Genomic DNA, 15,318 nt, shown 5'->3' with positions numbered 1-15,318 from the left:
ACTTTTAAAACAAAGATAATAGTAATATATATTGTTATTATCAAAGTTAAAGTTTCTCTACTTTTGGTTTTTTAAGTTGTTTTATATTCGATTCATCTATTGTTGATGAATTTTGCCTTTCTGGTGATGAGTTATGTTGTTCACCTTTAGAAGAAGTGGGCGACTCTGAAGTATTAGGATTATCTTCTATTTTATCTATATTATCCTCATCTTCTTCGTCTTGATTTTGCCGTTGCAAACGAGTAGTTCTAAGGCTATCATAATCTACTTTTTTACGCTTTGGAATATAACGGGTACAAAAATATGCGGTAGAATCAATTCCCTCATCGGGATCAAGGTGCCATTTTGTATGATACTTTAGGAAACGTCTATCACGCATAAGGCTATAAATAAATTCTCCACAAATAGGTAATGCTGTTTTTGATCCTTGTCCAAGTGCACCTGTGCGGAAATGTATACTACGATATTCTCCTCCTACCCAAGCACCTATTACGAGTTTCGGACTTACTGCCATATACCAGGCATCAGAGTGATTATTAGTTGTTCCAGTTTTACCTCCCCAGTCTGTATCATTAAAAATATAATTCTTAAGCGTCCGACTTGTTCCATTAGGATCAGTTAAAGTAGCCTTAAGCATTAATTGCATTAAATAGGCACTTTTATATGGAATAGCCTGAGTATGATTGCGCGGAGCTACATAAACTTCATTACCATCTTTATCTAAAATACGTGTAATGACAATAGGATCTCTATGTTCACCATAATTAGCTACAGTACTATAAGCATCTGTCATCTCTAATAAGTTAACATCACTTGCTCCTAAAGCTAATGAAGGCTCGTCATCTAAAGGACTCTTAATACCCATATCCTGAGCAGTATGAATAATATTCTTTATACCCATTTCTTGTCCAAGACGAACTGCTATGGAATTAATGCTTTTAGCAAAAGCAAGATGAAGCGGTATTGAATCACCCGAAAAACGTCCATTAGCATTTGAAGGCCTCCACGTTTGCATCAACCCTGTTTTCTTATCTATTACTTGCATTGATATATACTCATCCCGACGTTTATCACAAGGAGTTAATCCTTGGTTCATAGCTTCAGAATAAACAAATAATTTAAAAGTAGAACCAGGTTGTCGCTCTGCTATCACTTTATCATACTTCCATGTATTAAAGTCAACATCACCAACCCATGCTCGAACAGCTCTTGTATCTGGTTCCATTGCTACCATAGAACAATGCATAAAACGAACCATATATCTGATAGAATCCATTGAAGACATTCGTTTTTCTATTATACCTTTATCATAATCAAATAATTTTACATTATGAGGCTTATTGAGGTAATATAAGACACTATCCCTATTATTAGGATATTTTTGAACAAGATGTTTATAAAAAGGCTGTCGCTCTGCAATACTTTCTATAAACCCTGGAATGACATTTCCTTTCTCATCTCTCCATGGATCTTGATTTCCCCAATGCTGTTCAAACTCTTTTTGAATACGTTTCATCTGCTTACGAACAGCATCTTCTGCCATTTTTTGCATACGCGTATCAATAGTTGTATATATTTTTAACCCACTACTATATAGATCATAACCATTATCTTTACACCAATTTTCGAGATAATGGGCTACATATCCTCTAAAATACTGTGCTTTTCCAGCATAATTTTCTTCTACATGTATGTTAAGTTTTATAGGAAGTTTTATAAGTGCAGCATATTTATCACGACTCAACACATTATGTGTAACCATGTTATATAAAACAGTGTTGCGTCGCTTTAACGATTTTTTAGGATGGAGTAGTGGGCTATAATATGTAGTAGCCTTTAGCATTCCTACTAATGTAGCCACTTGGTCTGTAGTAAGATTAGCAGGATTAGTATCATAATAAGTGCGTGCAGCAGTTTTGATACCATAAGCATTATTACCAAAATCAACAGTATTAGCGTACATTGTAAGAATCTCTTTCTTGGAATATATCATTTCAAGCTTAATCGCTATTATCCACTCCTTGCTCTTCATTATGAGCATACGAATACCAGGTATATGTCCTAAAAATCCTGTAGAATATTGTGTACGTACGCGAAACATATTCTTAGCTAATTGTTGCGTAATGGTAGAAGCACCACGTGCATCACTACGAGTAATGGCATCTTTTAAAGCACCACCAATACCCATAAAATCAATACCATGATGGCTATAAAAACGTTCATCTTCAGTACTTATAAGTGCTTTCCAAAAAATAGGATTAACATCTTTATATTTAACAGGGGTTCTGTTTTCTTTAAAATATTTACCTATTAGTACAGAGTCGGAACTATATATTTCTGAAGCAGCATATGTAGGTGGAGTTCTTATTTCAAAAAAACCCGGAGATTTTCCAAATAAACCTAAGAAATTTATATCTACCATTCCTAAAAATAAGAAAATGGAGACAATTAATGACATAAAAACTAATGCAATTTTTGTATACCAAGCCCTATCTTTATATAGGTGTACATACCATGAAAAAAAGATCAAAAATCCTCTGATAGTTTTTTTTATAAAAATAAAAAATCTCTTCATATTATAAAGTGTAACACTATAAGTTTATTAATTACAAAGGTAATTATTATCTTAGTGTATTTAGTTTTTGGGTAATATAATTTAAGATTCCTTCAATATTATATGGAGTAAACCATTGTATTTCATTATCTTTATTAAGCCATGTTAGTTGTTTTCGTGCATATCGCCGACTATTACTTTGTATTTTAAATATAGTTTCATCAAGTGTTGTTAATCCATCTACATATTGAAACATTTCTTTATATCCAACAGTATTGAGCGAATTTAAATATCGATAAGGATAAACTCTTAATACTTCTTTTTCTAATCCATCATCTATCATCTTTAAAACACGTTGATTAATACGGTTGTAAAGTTCTTCACGCTCTCTTTTTAATCCTATCTTAATAATATTAAAAGATCTTTTTTTTATAACATTTGTACGAAATGAAGAATAAGGTTTACCTGTTTGAAAACATATTTCTAAAGCATGAAGTACGCGACGTTGATTTTTTTTATCAACAATAGAATAATATTCTGGGTCTAAATAATATAATTCTTTACAAAGATTATCAAGTCCTTCTTGAGCTAAACGAACAGTTAAGGATTTACGTATTTGTGGTAATACTGTAGGGATTTCATCTATTCCTTTACATACAGCATCTATATACATCATAGACCCTCCTGATAAAATAGTAATAGGGTCTAATGTTTGCTTCATATGTTGAATAACATCATGTTCATATTTACTTGCAGAATAATAATCTGTTAGTTTTAAGTTTCCTACAAAGAGATGTTTAACTCTTGCTTGCTGAATAGGAGTAGGAGCCGCTGTACCTATTGGTATTTCGGAAAATAGTTGACGAGAATCAGCATTAAGAATGATAGCTTTAAAATATTCTGCTATCTGAATAGTTGTTTCTGTTTTACCAACTCCTGTGGGACCAGTAATTACTATTAATGTCTTTTTTTTCAAGTTTCTATTGCCGAATTATTCCACGTTCTGAATTAATTACAAAATCGATAATATACTGTATCTCATCTGTTATATCCATCGTATCCTTTATTTTTTGAATATTTTCATCTTTGGTACCAGTACTATATATTAAGCGATAAGCATTATGAATGGCTGTTATTTCATCATTACTATACCCCCTACGACGTAACCCTACGAGATTGATACCACAATATCTTACAGGGTCTTTACCTGCAATAATAAAAGGGGGAATATCTTTAGAAAAACGGCTACCTCCTTGCACCATTACCCCTCCACCAATATGACAAAATTGATGACAAAGAACAGCAGCCGAAATTATTGCACCATCATCAATAGTAACTTCTCCTGCAAATTTAGTGGAATTTCCTATTATACAATTAGATCCTATCTGACAATCATGGGCAATATGCATATTTTCCATTAAAAGATTATTACTACCAACAATTGTAGTTCCTTTAGAAGCTGTTCCTCTTGAAATAGTTACATTTTCGCGTATAGAATTATTATCCCCTATTTCACAAATGGTGTCTTCACCATTAAACTTTAAATCTTGTGGCTTAGTTGAAATACTTGCTCCGGCAAGTATTTCATTACCATTGCCTATACGTGCTCCATAATTAATAGTTACATTGTTTTGTAAATTGTTATTATTACCAATTATTGTATTACTATCAATATAACAAAACGGACCAATTATATTGTTATCACCAAGTTTTGCATCTGGGTGTATAAAAGCTAATGGACTAATTTGATTCATAGTAAGTATATAAAATTTAATTACTTGTTTTTTATAATTTGAGCTGTAAAAGATGCCTCTGTTACGACATTATCTCCAACAAAGGCATATCCTTTCATAGAACTTATACCATGTCTAACTGGTGCTAAAAGTTCAACTTTAAAAAGTAAAGTATCTCCAGGAACTACTTTTTGACGGAATTTAACATCATTTATTCTTAAGAAATATGTAGACCAACGTTCAGGCTCTTCTAATTGTGAAAGAACCAATAGTCCACCACATTGCGCCATAGCTTCGACCTGTAAAACTCCAGGCATAACAGGTTCACTTGGGAAATGACCTTGAAAGAAAGGTTCATCACTTGATATATTCTTTAATCCAACAATAGTAGTGGACCCCATTGAAATGATTTTATCTATAAGCTGCATTGGATATCTATGAGGCAGTAACTCTTTTATACGTATATTATCCATTAACGGCTCTTTAGTTTGGTCATAATCAGGGGCTTGAATATCATGCTTTCTAAGCTCTTTACGCATGAGACGAGCAAACTTATTGTTTACAGTATGACCTGGACGCGTTGCTATTATCCTACCTTTAAGTGGTTTGCCTATTAAAGCCAAATCTCCTATTATATCAAGTAATTTATGACGAGTACATTCATTATCCCATTTTAAAGGTTTATGTTGAATATAACCAATATTATTAGCATCGATATGAGGAACATGAAGCAAATCAGCTAACTGGTCCAATTTTTCCTGTTCCAAATGTTGTTCGTATATAACAATAGCATTATCTAAATCTCCTCCTTTTATTAGATTAGCTTGAAGTAAAGGTAAAATATCACGTACAAATACAAAAGTACGAGCCGATGATATTTCTTCTTCAAACTGGGAAATACTATCCAGTGTAGCAAATTGGCTACTAATAAATTTCGATTTAAATGAACACATTGTTGTTATAGAGAAGTCGTTGTCTGGAAGAATAGTGATAATAGAATCACCATCTTTTATCTCTATTTTCTTACGAATAATATAATAGTCTTTTGCTGCATTTTGTTCACTTAAGCCAACTTCCTTAATTTTCTGAACATACATAGCCGCAGAACCATCAAGTATAGGAAACTCAGGACCATTAACTTGTATTAAGCAGTTATCAACACCCATTGCATATATAGCAGCCATAGCATGTTCTATTGTACTAATACGCATATTTCCTTTAACTAGAACAGTACCACGTTGAGTTTCTTCTACATATTCTGCGACTGCATTAATAATAGGATGACCTTCTAAATCAATACGTTGTATTTTATATCCAGTATTTTCAGGAGCAGGATTGAATGTTACTGTAAGATTTAAACCTGTATGAAGCCCCTTTCCAAATAAGGAAAAACTGCCTTTAAGAGTTTTCTGCTTTACTGTTTCCATTTATTAGTGTGTTATTTCTGTTTTTTTAATTTTTCTATTTCCTTTTGTAAAGCACTTAATTGCTTATACATTTCAGGTAACTGTTTAAAAATAGCTTGAGACTTAAAGTAATTACGTTGTGGCATAGGTGGAGTGCCTATTAATTGTTGATTATCTTTTAATTTGCCAGGTACTCCTGATTGTGCTCCTAAAAAGACTTTATTTCCTATAGTTATATGTCCAGAGATACCTACCTGTCCACCAAACATACACCATTCTCCTACTTTTGTAGAACCAGCAATACCTACCTGCGCACTCATTACAGTATTTGCACCTATATCATTATTATGAGCTATTTGTATAAGATTATCAAGCTTTACACCTTTATGAATATACGTACTTCCCATGGTTGCTCTATCTATACAAGTATTTGCACCTATTTCTACATTATCTTCAATAGTTACTATACCTATTTGTGGTATCTTATCATAGCAATTATTATCAAAATTAGGAGCAAAACCAAACCCATCAGCTCCTATAACGCTCCCAGAATGAATAATAATATTATTACTTAATTTACAATTATTGTAAATAGTAACATTAGGATATATAATACAATTATCACCCAAAGATGTTTCATCCATTATTGTTACATGTGGATATATCATTGTATTATCCCCTAACACAACATTATCACCAATATAAGCAAAAGCACCTATGTATACATTTTTACCAACTTTTGCTGTAGAAGATACAAATGCCAAAGGATCAATACCTTTCTTTTTAGGCTTCATCTTATCATATAGTTGTAAAAGCTTTGCTATGCAATCACGGGCATTATCTACTTTTATTAATGTAACATCAAATGGCCTATTTATTTCAATAGATTTATCTATTAAAACTACAGATGCCTTTGTTGTATAAAGATAATGAGTATATTTTGGATTAGATAAAAAAGAAATACTTCCCTTTTTACCTTCTTCTATTTTGCAGAAATCATTGATGATAACATTTTCATCTCCTTCAACCTGTCCTTGAATAAACTGTGCTATTTGTTTTGCAGAAAATTCCATGCTATATATTATAATTATTTATAATGCAAAGATAGATAAATTTTATTAAAATCATTGATAACATAAATAATATTTCATTATTTTTCTTAGAAATAGAATTAAGAATATAGTCGTCCAAAGTCAACTTTTTTTGTGATATAATTCTATTTTATTATTATAAATGTTACTACTATTATATTCATAAGAAGTACTCAAAATATTAAATAACAGTTCCTTAAACTATATATATACAATATATTCAAATCATATTTCTTAATTCTATATAATGCTTAAAGATCCATGAGTGACCTTTTGCTAAAAAATTTGTAAGTTCAGCAAAAATTAAAAGGAAAGCTATAGTCAAAATAATAAATATAAAACTAAAAATAAAAAAAATCCACAAATCTCCATTCTTATATTTTTCTTGTATCTTAATTAAAAAGAAAGAGGATCTAGCTACAATTTTTGATGTAGTTTTAGCTGCTTCTTTTATTATCAAACTAGTTTGAGAAGATGTATTGGACATTTGTTTAGAAATGTAAATTGATTTATCTTGCTTAGTTTGTGATAAATCTTTAGAAGCCATAGCAAGTAATTTACTTTTTACTTCTGGGATGTTTTCTTTTTGAGATTCTATTTTAGTAATATTTACCAATGGAACGACCTCTCTTGCTGTTGTATAAAAAGGAGCAGGCTTGTCGAAACTACATTCTAAGATAGCCCCACAATATGGACATCGAAATTTATTTTTACCATATTTTTGGGTTTCTGCAGCAAATATATTGCCACATGTTGAGCATTTTACTTTACATTTCATAATACTTACAAAAGTATAAAAAATAAATGAAAATTTAATCAGAACTATAAAAAATAGCATTCTTTATTAATATGTACCTTCCATATATAGTTTTTTTTAGAATATAGAATAAATTAAAAAAAGAACCATATTCCTATATATTAAGAATACAGTTCTATTTCTTATAAAATAGTAAAGACCTTAGCTTAACTTAAAATAAAGGCAATAAAAATAAAAGTAGAACTTAAAATACTTATCCCAATACCACTTAAGCCAAAATTATATATGATAATATATTTTATATAAGATATTGATTTGAAATACTTTCATTATTTACTACACGGCGTATTGTCTCAGCAAACATATCTGCAACAGAAATCTGCTTTACCTTGGAACAGCGATCAGTATAAGGTATAGAATCTGTAAAAACTATTTCGTCTAGAGAAGATGCTTCTACACGCTCAGTAGCAGGTCCTGACATTACACAATGAGAGGCAAGAGCACGAACGCTCGTAGCACCAGCTTCTTTCATTATATCTGCAGCTTTAGTAATGGTACCAGCAGTATCTACCATATCATCAACAATAACTACATTTTTATCCTTAACATCACCAATTATTTGCATAGTAGCAATAACATTTGCTCGTGCTCGTGTTTTGTTGCATAACACTAGTGGGCAACCTAAATATTTAGCATAAGTATTAGCACGTTTAGAACCACCCACATCAGGGCTTGCTATAACCAAATTATCAAGCTTTAAACTTTGTACATAAGGCAATAATACTCCACTAGCATAGAGATGATCTACAGGAACGTTAAAGAAACCTTGAATTTGATCTGCATGAAGATCCATAGTTATTAAACGATCAATACCTGAAACACTTAGAAGATCAGCTATTAACTTTGCACCAATACTTACACGTGGCTTATCCTTCCTATCTTGACGAGCCCAACCAAAATAAGGTATTACTGCTATAATCTGACGGGCAGAAGCACGCTTAGCTGCATCTATCATTAACAAGAGTTCCATAAGATTATCAGAATTCGGAAAAGTGCTTTGTACTAAAAAAACATCCTTACCACGAATGCTTTGCTCATACGAAACAACAAACTCACCATCAGAGAAGCGAGTCATAACTAAGTTTCCTAATGGACAACCTAAACTTGTGCATATTTTCTCTGCGAGATATCTCGTTTTTGTACCAGAGAAGACCAAAAAAGAGTTATTTTTACTCATTTTATTTATATTATATAAATGTAAAAGATTTGTTCTATATGTGATTTCTTTATATACTCATAAAAAGTTAAACAAAAAATATAATAATATAAAGAAAAGGAATGATATGTTTTGAGAAAAGAATATATTCATAAATCTCATCAAAGGAAAAATAATTCCCCATTTTTTCTCAATATAATATGTGGATATAGTCATTACGACTAGCTTCATACCTTGATAATTTATTATACTAAAAATATAAACAATAGCAATATATATTTACTAAAAACTATTTTTATAATGCAAAGGTAAATATATTTTCCTGAAATTACAAATAAATGAGTATTTTTGCAAGCATGAAGATAAACTCAACTACTTTTAAAGAGCTGACTAAACCTATGTATGTGCTCGAAGAAGATAAATTACGCAAGAATTTATCACTTATTGCAAATATTGCAAATAAAGCATCTGTGGAAATTATTTTAGCTTTTAAAGCATACGCTTTATGGAAAACTTTTCCTATTTTCAGAGAATATATTAATGCTACAACAGCTTCATCTTTAAACGAGGCTCGTTTAGGTTTAGAAGAATTTGGAACCCCTTGTCATACTTTTTCTCCTGCGTACACAGATTATGAGATAAAAGACATTGTAAAATGCTCCTCTCATCTTACTTTTAATTCTTTTCAGCAGTATGAACGCTATCATTTAAAAGCAAGAGTTTATAATAAAAAAATCAGTCTTGGGATTCGAGTTAATCCTGAATATTCTGAAATAAAGACATTATTATATAACCCTTGCGCTCCTGGTACAAGATTTGGAATATTAGCAAAAAATATTCCTGAAAAATTGCCTTCAGATATAGAAGGATTTCACATTCATTGTCATTGTGAAAATGGAAGTGATGTTTTTGAACGAACATTAGCACACATAGAAGAAAAATTTGCTATTTGGTTTTCACAATTAAAATGGATAAATTTTGGTGGTGGACATCTTATGACACGCGCAAATTACGATATAGATAAGCTGATAGACATATTACAAGGCTTTCATAATCGTTATCCATGGTTAAAAGTAATTTTAGAGCCTGGTAGTGCTTTTGGTTGGCAAGTAGGTACACTTGTATCGCAAGTAGTAGATATTATAGAAGATAGAGGATATCGTACTGCAATTCTTAATGTTAGTTTTACTGCCCATATGCCTGATTGCTTAGAAATGCCTTATAATCCTATTGTGCGTGGTGCAGAGACGCAACCTAATAGCGGAAAGACAACAGATCCTTTTACTTATAGATTAGGTGGAAATAGCTGCCTTAGTGGTGATTGGATGGGTAATTGGAAATTTGATCATAAACTACAAATCGGAGAAAATATTATTTTTGAAGATATGCTTCATTATACTACTGTAAAAACAAATACATTTAATGGAATTTCACACCCAGCAATAGCCTTACTTCACAGTAATAAAGATTTAGAAATACTTCGTACATATAGCTATGAAGATTATAGAGACAGAATGGATTAATGGCATATCTTTTGCTATAATATGATATGAGAATATTAATATACAAATATAGATTATTATGGCATTTATAGATTATTACAAAATACTTGGTGTAGATAAAAATATACCACAACAAGATGTTAGAGCTGCTTATCGTAAACGTGCTAAACAATTTCATCCTGATCTACACCCCAACGATCCAAAGGCTAAAGCTAAATTTCAAGCCTTAAATGAGGCATATGAAGTAATTGGAGATCCACAAAAAAGAGCACAATACGATAAATATGGAGAACAATGGAAAGATGTCGGCGGATTTTCAAATAGTAAAGATTCTGGATTTAATGAGTCTAGCAAAGATTATAGTAATCCTTTTGCTAACTTTGATTTTAGCACCTTTAACACTAGTAGGGGAGGGGGCTTTAGTAGCTTCTTTCAAGATCTATTTGGCAGTGGACGAATTAAGCAAGAAAACTATAGCTCTTCTATGTTTAATGAAAATATGGCAAAACCAATTAATGGAAATATAGAACAACAAGTTAACATTGATTTATTTACTGCTCTTTTAGGAGGTGATGTTATTATCAGGTTACCAAATGGTAGGAAGGCTAAACTAAAGATAAAAGAAGGTACACAGAATGGGACTAAAGTACGACTACGTGGAAAAGGAAAAAATATAGGTAATGGAATTATAGGAGATTTTATTATAACTTACCACGTTAAGTTGCCTGAAAATCTTACAGAACATCAGAAAGAATTATTTTTGCGCGCTAAAAATGAAAAATAATAAATTCTCTTTTGAAACAAAATAGTTATTATACAATATATTTAATAATAGATTAATAATAACTATTTCATTTATGTAAAAGAGATTTTATTAGAGAGAAGTATAAATTGTTTATCTTTATTTAAGTAATAAAATTATATTTCTCAACTTTTTATATATCATATATACGTTTTAATTGGTGAATCTAATATAAAATGTGGATTACCTTTGTCACCATAATGTCTTTCATAAACAAATCCATTGTATTCGAATTTTAAAAGTTGAGAGATTGTATTTATTTTATTTTTAATAATATAATTAGTCATAGCACCACGACAACTTTTAGCATACATACTTATTATTTTAAGTTTAGAGCCTTTATTTATCATAAATAAAGGCTTAATTACATGCACTTCGCTTAATATTCGTTTCCAATCAAAAAGATGTTGGAATTCTTCTGTGGCCAAATGTAAGAGAATGCCATCATCTTTTTTTACTTTATCTATTAATACGTCTGTAAGTAAAGGTTTCCAATATGCAAAAATATTAGAAAAATTAGTTGATTTTAAAACAACATTACCCTCTAAACGATAAGGATGAATATTATCTAAAGGGCGTAGTATACCATATAAAAAACTTAATATCAATAGGTGCTTCTGTGCATATATCAAGTTATCTGTAGTTAGAGAGTCAACCTTAAGACATTTATATACCTGTCCATAATAAGCAAAAATTGCTGGGAGACATGCATCTTGGTTCATAAAGTCTTGATAACGCAATTTGTTTTCTAAAGCTATATTTACACTGCATTTTAACAAATTTGTTAATTCTTCTATAGTATATTCACTCAATTCTCTAGCAAAAGTTTGAGCCTCCTTTAAAAATATAGGAATAGAATTTATTGAAGCGGCTAAAGATGTTTCACTCTTCATAATTTTAGCTGAAGCTAATAGTATTTGCATAAAATTTTCAGTATTTTAGTCCCATATTATAAAGTATAAAGCTATAAATATCTGCTTGTTCTTCTAATTGTTTTGACAAAGGTTTACCGCCTCCATGACCTGCATTTGTATCTATACGTATAAGAGTAGGGGTTCTACCAGCATTTGCAGCCTGTAAAGCTGCAGCAAACTTGAAAGAATGAGCTGGTACAACACGATCGTCATGATCAGCTGTAGTTATAAGAGTAGCTGGATATGATGTACCTTTTTTAATATTATGAAGAGGAGAGTATGATTTTAGGTATAAAAACATTTCTTTGGAGTCTGCACTTGTTCCATAATCGGAAGCCCAATTCCAACCTATAGTAAATTTATGATATCTAAGCATATCCATTACACCTACTTGTGGGATACATACTTTATAAAGCTCTGGACGTTGTGTCATACAAGCACCTATGAGTAATCCTCCATTAGAGCCTCCTTGAATAGCAAGTAAATCCTTATTAGTATATTTAGCTTTAATAAGATATTCTGCTGCAGATATAAAATCATTAAAGACATTTTGTTTATTCATCTTTGTGCCTGCAAGGTGCCATGCTTCGCCAAATTCATTTCCACCACGTAAACATGCCATAGCATATATCCCTCCATTCTCAATAAAAGGCAGTCGAACAAAAGAAAATGAAGGAGTCAAAGAAATGCCAAAACCACCATATGCATAAAGAAGAAGAGGATTTTTAGCATTGCGTTTTAATCCTTTTTTATAAGTTAAAAAAACGGGTATTTTTGTCCCATCCTTACTTGTAATATATATTTGTTCTGTAATAAATTTAGTCTTATTAAACTTTATATTAGGTGCAGTATATATTTTGCTTGTATTTTTATTAATATCGTATTTGTAAATACTTGTAGGCTCTGTAAAAGATGTAAAAGAATAAAATATCTCTGGTCGATAAAAATCGCCACTAAAACTAACACTTCCTAAACTAGGAAATTTTATTTCTCTAAGCAGCTTTCCATCGATTGAATATAAATATGAATGACTACAGGCATCTTGTATATATGTGATAATTAATTGTTTATCTGCAAAAGTAACATCTTCTAAAACATTCTTACTTGCAGGGATAATAGTTTTCCACTCCGTTTTACTAAGATGATGAATATCAGTAACAACCAATTTGTTAGTTGGAGCTTTTTCATCTGTTAGTATATATATATTATCTCCAATTGTTTTAATAGGATTACATTGCACATCTAAATTAGCATTAATCTGAATAAATTGACTATCTTTTTGTTTAAGATCACGTACATAGAGCCCATTTCCCTGTCCAGCACCACTCTCTGTTAAAAACATCATCGTTTCATCTTCATTAATACTTACTGTATAAAAACGCATTGGATGTTCTGGATTTTGATAAAACAAAACATCATCAGATTGTGGAGTACCTATTTTGTGATAAAAAATCTTTTGAACAGAATTTATATTGCTTAAACCATTACCTTGTTTTGGACTATCATAAGCAGAATAATAAAACCCATCACCAAGCCATGAAGCATTAGAAAACTTTGACCACTTTATATGATCCTTAAGAAGTTTACCTGTATTAGCATCTATAACATAAAATTCTTGCCAATCACTGCCATTACGAGAAATAGCATATGCTACATATTTTCCATTATTGGAAAAGTTGACGCTTTTTAAAGCAATAGTACCATCTGTAGAAAATTTATTTGGATCAATAAATACTTGAGCTTTTTTTTCATCACCTAACTTATCCATAACGTATAATACGCTTTGATTTTGTAGCCCATTATTAAGATAAAAGTACCATTTTTTTGTATGTTTATTATACCATGGAAAGGAATGTTTCTCATAATTAGCAAGTTCTTTCATCCTTTTTAATATTTTTCCACGAAATGGTATCTTAGACAGATATCTTGATGTTATACTATTTTCAGCCTTTACCCAATTAATAGTAGCTTTAGCAGTATCATTCTCTAATGGACGATAAGGATCTAATACTTCGATGCCAAAATATTTATCCATAGTTTTATCAGATGGAGGTGTAGGATAATTAATCTTCTGAGCCATAAGAAAAGTAGGTGATATTAATGCTATCATACCTATGATTATTTGTTTTTTCATAATATACTTTCTTTATACCATTTAAAAATATTATTTATGCCTTGTTCTATTTCTATTTTATGAGTCCACCCCAAACTATGCAATTTCGTTACATCTATAAGTTTTCGTGGAGTCCCATTTGGCTTTTTTATATCCCAAACTATATCTCCTTCAAACTTAATAACCTTTTTAATAAGATAAGCTAAAGACTTAATAGATATTTCTTTACCTGTACCTACATTTATATGGCAATTTCTAATTTCACCAAGAGAAAGAATAGCACCTCCACGATTAGAACTATTGTTTCTATCTATAGCTCCATTTGTTTTTGTCCCATAAAAAGTACTTGAATATTTTTCTATTCCTATAATATCTTTAAAATCTACATTTAATAATATATGTACACTGGCATCTGCCATATCCTCGCTCCAAAGAAATTCACGCAGCGGACTGCCATCTCCCCAAAGTGTTACTTTATTATTTTCTATACCATAAAAAGATAATGCTTTTATTATACGCTCTTCAGAATTATTTCCATCTATATTTTCTTTACCTATAATATTTTCTAAGCTATTAACAGGTGTGATAGGACGTTTATCCATATCTTTACGAATGGCTTCCCAGTTATTATCATAAAGTAATTTTGCTAAATATATTTTACGTATAATTCCTGGAATGACATGTGAATTTTCAAGATGAAAATTGTCATTAGGACCATATAAATTAGTTGGCATTACTGCTATATAATTAGTTCCATATTGCAAATTATAGCTTTCACACATTTTTAGTCCTGCTATTTTAGCAATAGCATATTCTTCATTAGTATATTCTAATGGAGAGGTAAGCAGACTTTCCTCTTTAATAGGCTGTGGAGCATTTTTAGGATATATACATGTGCTACCTAGAAATAATAATTTCTTAACTTTGTTAATATAGGAACTTTCTATAACATTACATTGTATCTTCATGTTTTGCATGATGAAATCAGCTCTATACAATGAATTTGCAATAATACCGCCAACAAAAGCTGCAGCAAGAACTACAGCATCAGGCTTTTCTTTTTCAAAAAATTGAGCTACTGCTGATTGATTTGTTAGATCAAGCTCTTTATGACTTCGCCCTATAAGATTATTATATCCACGTGCTTTGAGATTTTTCCATATTGCTGATCCTACTAAGCCTTTGTGCCCAGCAATATAGATTTTTGCACTTTTATCCAACTCTGACATT

Annotated in this window: 12 protein-coding genes; 2 read left to right on the top strand and 10 right to left on the bottom strand. The window is 30.9% G+C overall.

Features of this window, described 5'->3' with window-relative positions; translation table 11 throughout:
- Positions 1-46 precede the first annotated feature (46 nt).
- From F596_RS0100925 to F596_RS0100895, 7 genes are all read right to left on the bottom strand, one after another.
- Complete coding sequence (locus tag F596_RS0100925) at positions 47-2,575, bottom strand: transglycosylase domain-containing protein (RefSeq protein WP_019035506.1); 2,529 nt, start codon at positions 2,573-2,575, stop codon at positions 47-49.
- Between the two features lie 46 nt (positions 2,576-2,621).
- Complete coding sequence (gene miaA, locus F596_RS0100920; RefSeq protein ID WP_019035505.1) at positions 2,622-3,530, bottom strand: tRNA (adenosine(37)-N6)-dimethylallyltransferase MiaA; 909 nt, start codon at positions 3,528-3,530, stop codon at positions 2,622-2,624.
- 4 nt (positions 3,531-3,534) lie between these two features.
- Positions 3,535-4,308 (bottom strand): acyl-ACP--UDP-N-acetylglucosamine O-acyltransferase, encoded by a 774-nt coding sequence (gene lpxA / locus F596_RS0100915; RefSeq protein ID WP_019035504.1) that lies wholly within the window; start codon positions 4,306-4,308, stop codon positions 3,535-3,537.
- A 20-nt stretch (positions 4,309-4,328) separates the two neighbouring features.
- Complete coding sequence (locus tag F596_RS0100910) at positions 4,329-5,714, bottom strand: bifunctional UDP-3-O-[3-hydroxymyristoyl] N-acetylglucosamine deacetylase/3-hydroxyacyl-ACP dehydratase (protein ID WP_008448831.1); 1,386 nt, start codon at positions 5,712-5,714, stop codon at positions 4,329-4,331.
- 11 nt (positions 5,715-5,725) lie between these two features.
- Positions 5,726-6,766 carry a UDP-3-O-(3-hydroxymyristoyl)glucosamine N-acyltransferase gene (gene lpxD, locus F596_RS0100905; RefSeq protein WP_019035503.1) on the bottom strand — a complete coding sequence of 347 codons (1,041 nt, stop codon included), beginning with the start codon at positions 6,764-6,766 and terminating at the stop codon, positions 5,726-5,728.
- Positions 6,767-7,004: 238 nt separating this feature from the next.
- Positions 7,005-7,562: a hypothetical protein gene (locus tag F596_RS0100900; protein ID WP_019035502.1), complete on the bottom strand. Its 558-nt coding sequence runs from the start codon at positions 7,560-7,562 to the stop codon at positions 7,005-7,007.
- A gap of 277 nt (positions 7,563-7,839) precedes the next feature.
- Positions 7,840-8,778: a ribose-phosphate pyrophosphokinase gene (locus F596_RS0100895; RefSeq protein ID WP_019035501.1), complete on the bottom strand. Its 939-nt coding sequence runs from the start codon at positions 8,776-8,778 to the stop codon at positions 7,840-7,842.
- 335 nt (positions 8,779-9,113) lie between these two features.
- On the opposite strand from F596_RS0100895, the gene nspC reads away from it, so the two are divergent.
- Positions 9,114-10,280: a carboxynorspermidine decarboxylase gene (gene nspC / locus F596_RS0100890; protein ID WP_019035500.1), complete on the top strand. Its 1,167-nt coding sequence runs from the start codon at positions 9,114-9,116 to the stop codon at positions 10,278-10,280.
- A 58-nt stretch (positions 10,281-10,338) separates the two neighbouring features.
- Positions 10,339-11,043: a DnaJ domain-containing protein gene (locus F596_RS0100885; RefSeq protein WP_019035499.1), complete on the top strand. Its 705-nt coding sequence runs from the start codon at positions 10,339-10,341 to the stop codon at positions 11,041-11,043.
- Positions 11,044-11,201: 158 nt separating this feature from the next.
- On the opposite strand, the gene F596_RS0100880 is transcribed toward F596_RS0100885, so the two are convergent.
- Genes F596_RS0100880 through F596_RS0100870 form a run of 3 tightly spaced genes read right to left on the bottom strand, consistent with a single transcriptional unit; the run spans position 11,202 to position 15,317 of the window.
- Positions 11,202-11,984, bottom strand: coding sequence for a YaaA family protein (locus tag F596_RS0100880; protein WP_019035498.1), 783 nt, complete (start codon positions 11,982-11,984; stop codon positions 11,202-11,204).
- Positions 11,985-11,991: 7 nt separating this feature from the next.
- Positions 11,992-14,109 carry a prolyl oligopeptidase family serine peptidase gene (locus F596_RS0100875; RefSeq protein WP_019035497.1) on the bottom strand — a complete coding sequence of 706 codons (2,118 nt, stop codon included), beginning with the start codon at positions 14,107-14,109 and terminating at the stop codon, positions 11,992-11,994.
- Positions 14,106-15,317: a GDP-L-fucose synthase family protein gene (locus F596_RS0100870; RefSeq protein WP_008448750.1), complete on the bottom strand. Its 1,212-nt coding sequence runs from the start codon at positions 15,315-15,317 to the stop codon at positions 14,106-14,108. Before F596_RS0100870 ends, F596_RS0100875 begins: the two co-directional genes overlap by 4 nt.
- Between the last annotated feature and the right edge of the window lies 1 nt (position 15,318).

The sequence above is a fragment of the Prevotella amnii DSM 23384 = JCM 14753 genome (assembly GCF_000378745.1).
In the GTDB taxonomy this organism is placed as follows: domain Bacteria; phylum Bacteroidota; class Bacteroidia; order Bacteroidales; family Bacteroidaceae; genus Prevotella; species Prevotella amnii.
The sequence above is the reverse complement of the archived record's forward strand: the minus strand, read 5'-3'. Positions and strand labels throughout refer to the sequence as shown.

Excerpts from the sequence above, each read along its gene's own strand:
- F596_RS0100925 (WP_019035506.1), bottom strand. The coding sequence starts at position 2,575 with ATGAAGAGATTTTTTATTTTTATAAAAAAAACTATCAGAGGATTTTTG.
- lpxA (WP_019035504.1), bottom strand. The coding sequence starts at position 4,308 with ATGAATCAAATTAGTCCATTAGCTTTTATACACCCAGATGCAAAACTT.
- F596_RS0100910 (WP_008448831.1), bottom strand. The coding sequence starts at position 5,714 with ATGGAAACAGTAAAGCAGAAAACTCTTAAAGGCAGTTTTTCCTTATTT.
- lpxD (WP_019035503.1), bottom strand. The coding sequence starts at position 6,766 with ATGGAATTTTCTGCAAAACAAATAGCACAGTTTATTCAAGGACAGGTT.
- F596_RS0100900 (WP_019035502.1), bottom strand. The coding sequence starts at position 7,562 with ATGAAATGTAAAGTAAAATGCTCAACATGTGGCAATATATTTGCTGCA.
- F596_RS0100895 (WP_019035501.1), bottom strand. The coding sequence starts at position 8,778 with ATGAGTAAAAATAACTCTTTTTTGGTCTTCTCTGGTACAAAAACGAGA.
- nspC (WP_019035500.1), top strand. The coding sequence starts at position 9,114 with ATGAAGATAAACTCAACTACTTTTAAAGAGCTGACTAAACCTATGTAT.
- F596_RS0100885 (WP_019035499.1), top strand. The coding sequence starts at position 10,339 with ATGGCATTTATAGATTATTACAAAATACTTGGTGTAGATAAAAATATA.
- F596_RS0100880 (WP_019035498.1), bottom strand. The coding sequence starts at position 11,984 with ATGCAAATACTATTAGCTTCAGCTAAAATTATGAAGAGTGAAACATCT.
- F596_RS0100875 (WP_019035497.1), bottom strand. The coding sequence starts at position 14,109 with ATGAAAAAACAAATAATCATAGGTATGATAGCATTAATATCACCTACT.
- F596_RS0100870 (WP_008448750.1), bottom strand. The coding sequence starts at position 15,317 with ATGTCAGAGTTGGATAAAAGTGCAAAAATCTATATTGCTGGGCACAAA.